The following is a 10,792-nucleotide window of genomic DNA, read 5'->3' as shown; positions in this document are numbered from 1 at the left end:
TTGGAAGGCTTCAAGGGGCCGCGCACCGTCTTCGAAGGTTCGCACGGCCTGTTCCATGGATTCGCCAATACGCTGGCGGGCGATTTCGACGCGATGATGGCGGGCTTCGGCGATACCTGGATCTGGCCGACCATCGCCTTCAAGCCCTATGCCTGCGGGACGATGTGCCATCCCTATATCGACTGCGCGCGCGAGTTCGGCAAGCTGGGCCTGGATCCCGCGTCCATCGCCAGCATCGAATGCGAAGCGGCGGAGGGCGTACTGCACCGCCTGTGGGAGCCCCTGGACCAGAAGCGCAGGCCGCCCAACGGCTATGCCGCGAAGTTCAGCGTGCCGTATGCGATCGCGGTGGCGATCGTGCGCGGCGATGCCGGGCTGCGCGAGTACGACGACGTGATCGTCAAGGACCCGGCCATCCTGGGCGTGGCTTCCAAGGTGTCGTATGTGGTGGATCCGCAGAATCCTTATCCGAAGCAGTTCACCGGCCATGTGCGGGTGAAGATGGCCGACGGCGCCGTGCATGAATTCCGCCAGGGCTACTTCAAGGGCGGCGCGGAACACCCGCTTAGCGACGGGGACCTGATCCGGAAATTTCAGGCGAATTGCGCGTACGGCGGCTTGACCGAGGCGGATGCGCGGGCGTTGCTGGCGCATGTCGAGGGCGCCTTCGATCGCGCCTCGGTGGATTTCTCGCTGTGCAGCCGGTAGGGATCGCGTAGCGGCGCGGACGCGGACGTCAATCGCGGGACAGCCGCAGCGACCGGTCCAGTCCGCGCATCAGCGGCAGCACGCCGTCGATATGCGGGCAGGGCACGCCGGCTTCCCGCGCGAATGCCTGCAACTGGCCCAGGATGGCTTCCACTTCGGTGGGGCGGCCGGCCAGGGCGTCCTGCAGCATGGACGGCCGCATGCCGCCTACCGGCTTGTTGCCGGCCGGGCCGCCGCGGCGCAGGGCCGAACGCGCTTCTTCGGCCTGGTCCTCGACGTGGCTGCCCTGCGCGGCGGCGATGGCCACGAGCTCGGCGATGATGCCATCGCCGATGGCGAGCAATTGCGGATCGCTGGCCAGTTCATTGGAGGGCAGCCGCGTCAGGGCGCACAGCGGGTTCAAGGCGGCGTTGCGCATCAGCTTGGACCAGACTTCGCGCCGCAGGTCCGCCGGGGCCTCCGCGCCGAGGCGGGCGTGGCGCATCAGTTCGATGGTGGCGCGCAGCCGCGCGCTGTCCGCGCCATCCGGTTCACCCAACAGCCAGCGGTTCGGTCCGGTATGGCGCACCACGCCCGGCTCGATGACTTCCGTGGGCGCATACACGACGCAGCCCAGCACGCGTTGCGGGGTGAGCGTGTTCCATAGCGCGCCGTCCGGATCCAGCAAGGGCAGGGGGCCGGGATCGGGCAGACCATGCTTCCACCACCACGTCAGGCCATTGGTGACGAAGACCGCGTGGCCGCCGGGCTTGAGCAGGCCGGCGATGGCGGAGGCGGCGGCCGGCAGCGCGTAGGCTTTGAGCGTCACGAAAACGATATCCTGCGGCGGCAGGTTTTGCGGCCGGTCCACGGCATGCGCGGGGCGCGCGGCAATGTCGCCGCCGGTGGAGAGCACGCGCAGGCCATGGGTTTGGATGGCGGCCAGATGTGCGCCGCGCGCGATCACGGATACTTTCGCCTGCCCGTCGGCGGCCAGCCGCGCCGCCATGAAACCGCCGATGGCACCCGCGCCAAAAACGCATACGTCCATGTCCTTTTGCTCCTGGCGCGCGAGGCGCGATCGATGAGAGAACGGCATTGCCGGCGGCGCGATACAAGGCCAGGATCCGGTCCCGGCCAGCGCCGGGAAAAAGCCGCGAATTGCGAGAATAGCAGGACGAGCCTCGCGGTTCCGGCGTTTGGCGGGACGTGCTACCGTCACGAGCGATGACTTCGGATCCCGCCACTCCCTGCGCACCGTCCGCCCGGCCTTTCCTGCTGGCGGCGACCATCCTGGCGTCGTCGATGGCCTTCATCGACAGCATCGTGGTGAACGTCGCCCTGCCGGCGATCCAGGGAGAGTTTCATACGGGCTTTGAAGTCCTGCAATGGGTGGTCAATGGCTACGCGCTGATTCTGGGCGCGCTGATCCTGATGGGCGGCGTGCTGGGCGACCGTTATGGGCGCCGGCGGGTTTTCACGACCGGGATCGTGCTGTTCGCCCTGGCGTCGCTGGCCTGCGCGCTGGCGCCGTCGGCCGGGGCGCTGATCGCGGCGCGCGCGCTGCAAGGGCTGGGCGGCGCGCTGCTGGTGCCGCAAAGCCTGGCCATTATCGCCGCCGCGTATCCGAAGAACATACGCGGACGGGCGGTGGGCATATGGGCCGCGGCCGCGGCGCTGACCACGGTGTCGGGGCCTGTGCTGGGCGGCGTATTCATCGACCTGCTGTCGTGGCGCGCGGTCTTCTGGATCAACCTTCCGCTGGCGCTGTTGGCCGTCGCCTTGACTCTGCGCTTCGTCCCGGAAACCTACGGCGCGATTCGCGGCGCCACGGACTGGCCGGGCGGCCTGCTGGTCACGGCGGGGCTGGCGCTGGTGATCTATGCGGCCGGCGAATTGCCGCAGGCGCATCAGGGCCGCGGCGCGCTGCTGGCCGTGCTCGCGGCCGGCGTGTTGACGCTCGCCGCCTTCGTGGTCCACGAAGCGAGATCGCGTGCGCCGCTGGTGCCCTTGTCCATCTTCCGGTCGCGCGTGTTCAGCGCCACCAACGGGATCACGGTGGGCCTGTATTTCGCGCTAAGCGTGGTGTTTTTCCTGCTGCCTTATACGCTTATCCAGGTGCATGGCTATAGCGGGTTGCAGGCAGGGACCGCGCTGATCCCCTTCGGATTGGTGATGGGTTTGTTGTCGCCGCTGGCCAGCAGGCTGGGAGATCGCTGGGGATTGCGCGCGACCTTGAGTACCGGCGCGTGCCTGGTCACGGCCGGATGCGTGGCCTTCGCGATTGTCGAAGGGCGCGGGGCGATCGACTATTGGACAGGCTATCTGCCGGCCTTGCTGCTGATGGCGGTCGGCATGACGATCAGCGTCGCGCCGCTGACCACCGCGGTGCTGAGTTCCGTCGCCGACGCCGAATCGGGTGTCGCGTCCGGCATCAACAACGCCGTCAGCCGTATCGCCGGCGTGCTCGCCGTGGCGGCGGCGGGCATGATTTCGCTGGTGTCCTTTCCGTATTACCTGTCCCATCGCCTGGCGCAGGCGGCGGTCGACGACGGGACGCGCGCGGCCCTGTTGGCGGGAGCCTCCAGGTTGGCCGCCCTGCAAGCGCCGGATACGGCGGTGCCGCACACGGCGCAGATGCTGCAGGGCCTGATCCTGGACGCCTACGTCGGCAGCTACCGCACGGGCATGGCGGTCGCCGCCATTGCGGCGCTGACGGCCATGGCGATCGCGCTGCGTTATCTGCCCGCGCGGGTGACGCCGGGGCTGCGCGGCAGATAGGCCGGTGCGCGCACGCTGTCCGGAACGGCATGCGGCGGCGCTGCCAGGACCAAGCGCGCCTGCAACGATGTTTCGCCAAAGGGCGCCATGGCCAGCGCGGCCAGCACCAGCACGGCACCCGTGGCGCGGGCGACCCGCGTGCCGTTGCGCGGCAGGCGCTCGGCGGCAATGGCGATGGTGACGGCGATCATCGACGCCGGGTTCATGAGACCGGTCGCGAGCAGTACCGCGGTCAGTCCGCAACAGGCTTGGATGCAATGACCGCCCAGCTGCGTGCCGTAGCGCCATGCATGCCGCATGGGGGCCTTCGTGGCGAGGTCGACCGGCGCATCGCTGCAAAAGGCCAGATGGCGCGCTTTCCAGGCGCTGAACTGCAACAGGCCCGCCGCCGCCACGATGCCTGGCACGATGTAGGTGTCCGCGTGCGCCAGGGCTGGCTGGTGCATGCGCAGGATGGCCAGCGCCGCGCCAACTGGGTAAATGAATACGCCCAGGCCGGCCCACATCGCCAGGTATCCGCACGCGGCCGATACGACGGCCCGTGCGGGATGGGGATGCGCGGTGCCGGCGCCGATCGCGCGCCGATAGCGCAACAACGCGGGCGCCAGGACGGGCAGCATCATCGCCGCCATCATCGGCGTCCACATGCACAGGAAGGAAAGGGCGGCTCCCGGCCACGTCTGCCCCGGCATGCGCAGCCACATCGCCGCGGGCATCGATCCGCCGCACAGGGGCAGGCGCGCGATGGCAGGCAGCGCGGCGTGCCATCCCGCCGCCATTCCCGCGCAGGCCAGCAAAACCAGCACGCAACCGTCGAGGAGCCGATATGGCGGGGCCTCGCGAGCCGCCGGGGGAAGTCTCCAATGAAGCCGTCCGGCGGTTCGTCCCCCGCGGATCGTTGCCGTGTCGTCCGTGCCGTGCTTGCCTGTCGTATCCATCGCTGCGCCCACCCGTGTTCGCCGGCACTTCGTTCGAGCGCCGGCCAGTGGTAGATTACGGACGCCCTGCCCGCGGCAGGGAGTGACAAATTTGGCGGAATCCTTATGGAACAGCTGATCACGATGGCGGCGCGGGCGTTGGCGGCGGGCGATCCGCTGGGTGCGCTGAACCGCGTCGCCCTGCGCGAGGACGCGCCGGCGCTGGCCTTGCGGGGCCTGGCGATGGCGCAGCTGGGGGATTTCGCGCGCGCCAGGGCGCTATTGCGCCGCGCGGCCACGCGTTACGGCGGTCGCGATGCCGCGGCACGCGCGCGCTGCGTCGTGGCCGAAGCCGAGATCGCGCTGGTGTCGCGGGACCTGGCGTGGCCAGCCAAGGCGCTGGACGCGGCGCGGGCGACACTGGAGGCGCATGGCGACCGCATGAATGCCGCGCACGCGCGGCACCTGGAGGTACGGCGCCTGCTGCTGCTCGGCCGCCTGGACGAAGCCGACCGCGCCATTGCCGGCATCGATCCCTCCGCCTTGAGCCCCGCCACCCGGGTGGCGCACGAACTTGCGCACGCGGGCATCGCGATACGCAGGGTGCACGCCGGCGCGGCCCGCGATGCGTTGGTACGCGCGCGCCGCGCCGCGCGCAATGCCGGCATCCCCGCGCTGATGGCGGAAGTCGACGGCGCCGCGCGCGCGCTGGAGATCCCGGCCGCGCGCCTGGTGGCAACCGGGGCGGAACGCCTGCTGCGGCTGGAAGAGGTGGAAGCGATACTGGGCTCGCGGTCCTTCATCGTCGATGCCTGCCGGCATGTCGTCGTTGAAGGCAACACCACGGTACTGCTGGCGACGCGCCCGGTATTGTTCACCCTGGCAAGGCTGCTGGCCCAGGCATGGCCGGCGGATGTCTCCCGGGACCGTCTCATCGAAACGGCGTTCCGGACGCGCCATGGCGACGAGTCGCACCGTGTGCGCCTGCGCGTGGAAATCGGCCGCCTGCGCCGCGCGCTGCAAGGCCTGGCCGGCATCGACGCCACGCCGCGCGGCTTCCTGCTGACGCCGCGCGGAGGGCGCGACGTGGTGGTCCTGGCGCATCCCTCCGAAGAGCCGCACGCGGCGGTGATGGCGCTGCTGTCCGATGGCGAATCGTGGTCCAGCTCCGCCCTGGCGTTGGCGCTGGGCGCTAGCCAGCGCACGGTGCAGCGCGCGCTGGAAACCCTGGCGTCGCGCGGCAAGGCCCAGGCCGCCGGGCGCGGCCGCGCGCGCCGCTGGATGGCGCCGGCGCCGCCGGGCTACACGACAACCTTGTTACTCCCGCTGCAGCCCATCGTTGATTAGCATCGGTCCATAAGAACCTATCGATTCCATGAACGAGGAGAGGACCCCATGAAACAGCCCGCCCGCATCGTCCGTGAATTGGGGCCCTTTGCCGGCGTCAGCGCCGTGCACGGCGTGACCTACGACGGCGAGCATGTCTGGTTCGCGTCCGGGGACAAGCTGCACTGCGTGGACGCGCACAAGGGAACGACCCTGCGTACCATCGATGTCGAAGCCAACGCAGGCACCGCTTTCGACGGCAAACATATTTTCCAGATCGCGGGCGACCGGATCCAGAAGATCGATCCGCGGACGGGGAATATATCCGGCACCATTCCGGCGCCGCCGGGCTGCTCGGGCATGGCATGGGCCGAGGGCTTTCTTTGGATCGCGCAGTATCGCGAGCGCAAAATCCATCAACTGGATCCCGGGACGGGGAAGATCCTGCGCACCATCGAGTCCAATCGCTTCGTCACCGGCGTGACCTGGCAGGATGGCGAGCTCTGGCACGGCACCTGGGAGGACGACGCCAGCGACCTGCGCAAAATCGATGCCGCCACGGGCGAGGTGCTTGCCCAGCTGGACTTGCCGGCCGGAACCGGCGTGTCCGGACTGGAGTCCGATGGGCGGGATCTGTTGTATTGCGGCGGCGGCAACAGCGGGACGATACGGGTCGTGCGCCGGCCGGCTTGACACCGGCGGCCCGCCCCGCCCGGTCGGAAATGGACCGATCCGTGCGGCATCCCGGCCAGGCGGGCCAGGACGCGCGAAGTGCCTCACAGCCTGAATTGTTGCCGCAACGTGGCGGCGAGCAGGTCGATGGCCGGGGCCGTGCCTGCCCGGTTGCCGCGCATCAGGACGATCTCGTGGTCCATTACGGCAGGAAGCCCGTCCAGCACACGCATCGCGCCGTCGACGCTTGCGCGATCGAGCAACGTCACTGCCAGGCCCGCGCCGACACAGGCCTTTATGGCCTGCGTCGACGCGCTATCCAGAATCACGCGCCACTTCCGCCCCGCGGCGTCGAGCGCGGCGGTCATCGCTGCCCGATAGGGACAAGGCTCCGCATAGAGTGCCAAAGGCAAGGGGACCGCGGTATCCATCACGAAGGACGGGCCACCTGCCCACACGGGCGTCGTCACCGCCAACATATCCTTGGACCGGCTTTTATGCAGCGGCTGAACCACGACGGCCAGATCGAGCTTGCCGCGGGCAACGTGGTCGCGAAGCTTGAAGCTGGGCGCGGTCCTGACTTCCAGGATCAGGTTGGGCGAGGCGGCGGAGAATCCAGGCAGGATGTCGTGGATCACATGCGCGGCGTATTCATCCGGTATGCCGAGCACGACGCGGCCAGCCAGGGCTTTTCCATGTATCTCTCCCAGGACGCGGTCGTGGGCCTTTAGCACCTCACCGGTACTGGACAAGAGGCGCTTGCCCAACGCGGTCAGCGTGACGGCCTGGTTGTCGCGATGGAACAGCCTGCCGCCTGCGATGGCTTCGAGCCGTTGGATGTGGATGCTGACGGCGGCCGGGCTTTTGCTGACCAGTTCGGCAGCGGCGCGGAACCTTCCCAGTCGCGCCACCGCGTGGAACGTCCGCAGCAGCTCGATATCGAGAACGGTGGACATAATTTAAGAAGATTGAATGACCTGATCAGTATATTTTGATTTTCTAATCATTGCTTCCCCGCTAGCCTGCAGGGATGACAGGCGTACCCACCCCCCGTTCAAGGCCGTGCATCCCTCCGCATCGCACTATCCGCGTGCCACTGCCAGCACTGGAAGCAATGATGGTGGTCGCGTGGAGTTCAGGCTTCGTCGGGATGCGGTTCTCCGCCGATTACGCAGCCGTATTCCTGGTCATACTCTGGCGGCTTATCGCGCTTGCGCTCTTCCTGTATCCCCTGGTAGCGCGTGAAATCCGGCAGGCGCCCCGCGCGGTGTTGATACGCCAGGCACTGATCGGCGTGCTGGCGGTCGCCGGGTATCTGGCGGGCGTGTCGAAGGGCATCGAGGCCGGTGTGCCCACGGGCCTGGCCGCGCTTATCGCGGATCTCGTACCGGCGGGAACGCTCCTGATCACTACTTGCGTCTTCGGTCAACGCAAGCGGGGGCGGGTCTGGAGCGGACTGGCGCTCGGCCTGGCTGGCACGTTCCTCGTCTGCCAGGATGTCCTGACGCTGGGCGTTGCGCCGCCGTGGGCCTACGTCCTGCCCGTCATGGGCATGATGTCGCTGGCGGGCGCGACTGTTTGGCAACAGCGGTCGACGGCGCAGGGCCCCGGCTTAAGCCCGCTGGCCATGCTATGGCTGCAAAGCCTGGTATCCTGCCCCGTCTTTTTCGGCTTGCAGGCCGCGCAGGGCAGCGTGTGGCCGCTCGCGTCCCCCGGCTTCATGGCCAGCGTGGCCTGGACCGCGATTTTCTCGACGCTGGGAGGCTACGGCCTGTACTGGGCGTGCCTGCGACGGTCCTCGCCCGCCCGCGTGACCAGTGTCCTGTTCCTGAGCCCACCCGTCACGCTCGTCTGGGCCTGGGCGATGTTCCGCGAGCCGCTGTCCTGGCCGATGCTGGCCGGCGCGGCGGTTTCCGGACTGGGCGTATCCCTGATGGTGTCCGGTGAAGACATAGGCCGGCCGACGGTTCAAAGGGCCGGGCGCCCGCGGCCTTGGATTTGACGATCGTCCCATGCCCGCAATCCGCCGACGCTCCAGTGTGCTCGCCGATCGTGGCGGGCCCACGACGCGCCCTTCCGCTATGGCGATGGCCGCCGCGGCACAGCACTTGCTGTCTCTGGACCGCGGTGCGGCATAGGGCCGCACCCGCGCCACGGCGTCCTCGTTCATTGCAAGAGGAAGGCCGGAGCGCCAAATCATGAGGAGAAGTATATGAACGCCATGAAGCCGGTTCTCGCAAGTGCCCTGATCGCGCTGTCCGCTTTTTCCGTGGGTGCCCACGCCGAAAGCGCGAAAGAGAAAGCCATCGATGCCCAGTATCGCGCCGACCAGAAGAAGTGCGATGGCATGAAGGGCAATGACAAGGACGTCTGCGAGCAGCAGGCCAAGGCCACCCGCGAGAAGGCCAAGGCGGACGAGAAGGCGGGCAAGGAGCAGGCCGAAGCGCGCCACGATGCCAACAAGGACAAGCGTGACGCCGACTACAAGGTCGCCAAGGAAAAGTGCGATGCCATGAGCGGCAACGCCAAGGATTCCTGCATGGCCGATGCCAAGGCCAAATACGGCAAGTAAACGCGCACCGGCCAGCCGGTGATCGATGGGGCGCGCGGGCAGCCGCGCGCCCCGTCCGTTCGTCAGGCAAGGAGTCAGGCAAGGACCTCATCGCCGGCGCGACGGCACGGCCCGCTTGATCCGCTGCGATTTTTGTTGAATGATCGCGGCGATATTCATCATCGGGCTTTCCCTTGCGCCAATTGCCTCCGCTCGCCGCTGTGCGGGCTTTCGAAGCCGTCGCCCGTACCGGATCGGTGACTCGCGCCGCCGAAGAACTGTGCCGCACGCATGGCGCGGTCAGCCGCCACCTGCGCCTGCTGCATGAACACGCCGGCGTCGCGCTGTTCGAAAAGGACGGGACCGGCCTGCGATTGACGCAGGCCGGCAGCGACTTCCACGTTGCCGTGCGGTCGGTGTTCGACCAGCTGGAGCAAGCCTACGATAGGCTGGGCCGCCACGCGCGCGGCCCGGGCCTGCACGTGGCCTGCAGCGCGACCTTCGCCATGCGCTGGCTGGTGCCGCAACTGCCGGCGTTCTACCGGGCGCATCCGGACATCCGCATCCGCCTGTCCATGACGTCCGCCCGCGAAATGCGCAACGAGGGCGCCGACCTGTTGCTGGCCTGGGATCTTTCCGGCTATAGCGAGGCGGACCGCCGCCGCGCGCTCCCACTGGCGCCGGTAAGCTTCGCCGCGGTGTGCACGCCGGCCTACGCGAAACTGCCCCCGCGCAAGCGTGCGCGCATCGCGCACGAATACACCTCCAGCGCCTGGGATCAGTGGGAAGCGAAGACGGGCCGGTCCGTCGCGCGCGGCGACACGCTGGCTTTCCCGCATACCCACCTTTGTATCGAGGCCGCGCTGTCGGGCCTGGGCGTGGCATTGGTCGAACAACGCCTGATCGCGCGCGAACTCGGCGAAGGGCGGCTGGTCGCGCCGTTCGGCGCGGTGGCGTTCGCCGGCGGTTTATGCGCCTTGCCGGCTGCCGGGCGTACCCTTGCGCCGCAGGCCGATGCATTCATCGATTGGCTGCGCGCGTCGTTGCACGCGAGCGACGCCGGCGCCGCGTCCCGCCGGTAAGGTTTGCCACGGGTCGGCATGCCGGGGTAAGCTCGCCTCCATACCTGGACGTGCCGCGGCAGGAAGGTTTCCCGCGGGCCCACCGTCCAGGCCGGCAAAAGCCCGACACTGCAAATGAATAAGCCCATCATCGGCATCCCCGCCGCCTTCGCTTTCCGACGAATCACTCGACGCCGACGTTGAGTGGTTTCATGCCGTTCGATTGCCGCTGATCCGGCGATCCACCCTGAAGGCCACGACATCCCCGTGGCCTTTGTGTTTTCTATGTGCCCATGCGGTGATGTTTCCGGCCTTCGTTCCCTACCTTCAAGGAGCGCAAGCATGCATCACCCCGATCTCGACATCCGGCCCTACCAGTCGCGCGACGAAGCCGCCGTTATCCGGCTTTGGCACGCGTGCGGGCTGACCCGTCCATGGAACGACCCGCACAGGGACATCGCGCGCAAGCTGACGGTGCAGCCCGAATGGTTCCTGGTGGGAACGATCGGCGATCGCGTCGTCGCCTCGGTCATGGCCGGCTACGACGGCCATCGCGGATGGATCAACTACCTCTCGGTCGACCCTGTCTGCCGCAAGCGCGGCTACGGCAAGGCGCTTATCGATGCGGTGGAACAGCGGTTCATCCAGGCCGGCTGCCCCAAGATCAATCTGCTGATACGCGGCGACAACCAGGCGGTACAGGACTTCTACCGCGAGCTGGGGTTCAGGCAGGACGATGTGATCAGCTACGGCAAACGGTTGATTCCGGATACGCGGGAACAGGCGGTGGGTTGATG

At 68.0% G+C, this 10,792-nt stretch carries 11 protein-coding genes; 8 read left to right on the top strand and 3 right to left on the bottom strand.

The annotated features are described in order from the left end of the window. A partial coding sequence (locus ACO1P8_RS07600; RefSeq protein ID WP_486295286.1) for an MmgE/PrpD family protein occupies positions 1 to 708 on the top strand: 708 nt, incomplete at its 5' end. Positions 709 to 736: 28 nt separating this feature from the next. On the opposite strand, the gene ACO1P8_RS07595 is transcribed toward ACO1P8_RS07600, so the two are convergent. After that, positions 737 to 1,738, bottom strand: coding sequence for a ketopantoate reductase family protein (locus ACO1P8_RS07595; RefSeq protein ID WP_486295285.1), 1,002 nt, complete (start codon positions 1,736 to 1,738; stop codon positions 737 to 739). Positions 1,739 to 1,914: 176 nt separating this feature from the next. On the opposite strand from ACO1P8_RS07595, the gene ACO1P8_RS07590 reads away from it, so the two are divergent. Then, positions 1,915 to 3,468: a DHA2 family efflux MFS transporter permease subunit gene (locus tag ACO1P8_RS07590; protein ID WP_486295284.1), complete on the top strand. Its 1,554-nt coding sequence runs from the start codon at positions 1,915 to 1,917 to the stop codon at positions 3,466 to 3,468. On the opposite strand, the gene ACO1P8_RS07585 is transcribed toward ACO1P8_RS07590, so the two are convergent. Beyond that, positions 3,426 to 4,274, bottom strand: coding sequence for a DUF2182 domain-containing protein (locus ACO1P8_RS07585; RefSeq protein WP_486295283.1), 849 nt, complete (start codon positions 4,272 to 4,274; stop codon positions 3,426 to 3,428). The genes ACO1P8_RS07590 and ACO1P8_RS07585 overlap by 43 nt on opposite strands. Positions 4,275 to 4,511: 237 nt before the next feature. On the opposite strand from ACO1P8_RS07585, the gene ACO1P8_RS07580 reads away from it, so the two are divergent. Next, positions 4,512 to 5,732: a helix-turn-helix domain-containing protein gene (locus ACO1P8_RS07580; protein WP_486295282.1), complete on the top strand. Its 1,221-nt coding sequence runs from the start codon at positions 4,512 to 4,514 to the stop codon at positions 5,730 to 5,732. A gap of 48 nt (positions 5,733 to 5,780) precedes the next feature. Further along, on the top strand, positions 5,781 to 6,404 hold the full coding sequence (locus ACO1P8_RS07575) for a YncE family protein (RefSeq protein WP_486295281.1): 624 nt from the start codon (positions 5,781 to 5,783) through the stop codon (positions 6,402 to 6,404). 83 nt (positions 6,405 to 6,487) lie between these two features. On the opposite strand, the gene ACO1P8_RS07570 is transcribed toward ACO1P8_RS07575, so the two are convergent. Further along, positions 6,488 to 7,339 carry a LysR family transcriptional regulator gene (locus ACO1P8_RS07570; protein WP_486295280.1) on the bottom strand — a complete coding sequence of 284 codons (852 nt, stop codon included), beginning with the start codon at positions 7,337 to 7,339 and terminating at the stop codon, positions 6,488 to 6,490. A gap of 134 nt (positions 7,340 to 7,473) precedes the next feature. Here ACO1P8_RS07570 and ACO1P8_RS07565 point away from each other — a divergent pair, with 134 nt between their 5' ends. From ACO1P8_RS07565 to ACO1P8_RS07550, 4 genes are all read left to right on the top strand, one after another. Further along, complete coding sequence (locus tag ACO1P8_RS07565; RefSeq protein ID WP_486295279.1) at positions 7,474 to 8,385, top strand: DMT family transporter; 912 nt, start codon at positions 7,474 to 7,476, stop codon at positions 8,383 to 8,385. A gap of 210 nt (positions 8,386 to 8,595) precedes the next feature. Continuing rightward, a complete protein-coding gene (locus ACO1P8_RS07560; RefSeq protein ID WP_486295278.1) occupies positions 8,596 to 8,955 on the top strand; it encodes a hypothetical protein in 360 nt (119 codons plus the stop codon). Positions 8,956 to 9,128: 173 nt separating this feature from the next. Then, the gene (locus ACO1P8_RS07555; protein ID WP_486295277.1) at positions 9,129 to 10,016 is read left to right on the top strand and encodes a LysR substrate-binding domain-containing protein; all 888 of its coding nucleotides are present in this window, start codon (positions 9,129 to 9,131) and stop codon (positions 10,014 to 10,016) included. A 321-nt stretch (positions 10,017 to 10,337) separates the two neighbouring features. After that, complete coding sequence (locus tag ACO1P8_RS07550; RefSeq protein ID WP_486295276.1) at positions 10,338 to 10,790, top strand: GNAT family acetyltransferase; 453 nt, start codon at positions 10,338 to 10,340, stop codon at positions 10,788 to 10,790. Positions 10,791 to 10,792 lie beyond the last annotated feature (2 nt).

The sequence above is a fragment of the Bordetella sp. genome (genome assembly GCF_057362025.1).
This window is presented reverse-complemented; position numbering and strand designations above follow the sequence as displayed.

What these genes read in the sequence shown, in the direction of transcription:
- ACO1P8_RS07595 (WP_486295285.1), bottom strand. Translation starts at nt 1,738, where the DNA reads ATGGACGTATGCGTTTTTGGCGCGGGTGCCATCGGCGGTTTCATGGCG.
- ACO1P8_RS07590 (WP_486295284.1), top strand. Translation starts at nt 1,915, where the DNA reads ATGACTTCGGATCCCGCCACTCCCTGCGCACCGTCCGCCCGGCCTTTC.
- ACO1P8_RS07580 (WP_486295282.1), top strand. Translation starts at nt 4,512, where the DNA reads ATGGAACAGCTGATCACGATGGCGGCGCGGGCGTTGGCGGCGGGCGAT.
- ACO1P8_RS07575 (WP_486295281.1), top strand. Translation starts at nt 5,781, where the DNA reads ATGAAACAGCCCGCCCGCATCGTCCGTGAATTGGGGCCCTTTGCCGGC.
- ACO1P8_RS07570 (WP_486295280.1), bottom strand. Translation starts at nt 7,339, where the DNA reads ATGTCCACCGTTCTCGATATCGAGCTGCTGCGGACGTTCCACGCGGTG.
- ACO1P8_RS07560 (WP_486295278.1), top strand. Translation starts at nt 8,596, where the DNA reads ATGAACGCCATGAAGCCGGTTCTCGCAAGTGCCCTGATCGCGCTGTCC.
- ACO1P8_RS07550 (WP_486295276.1), top strand. Translation starts at nt 10,338, where the DNA reads ATGCATCACCCCGATCTCGACATCCGGCCCTACCAGTCGCGCGACGAA.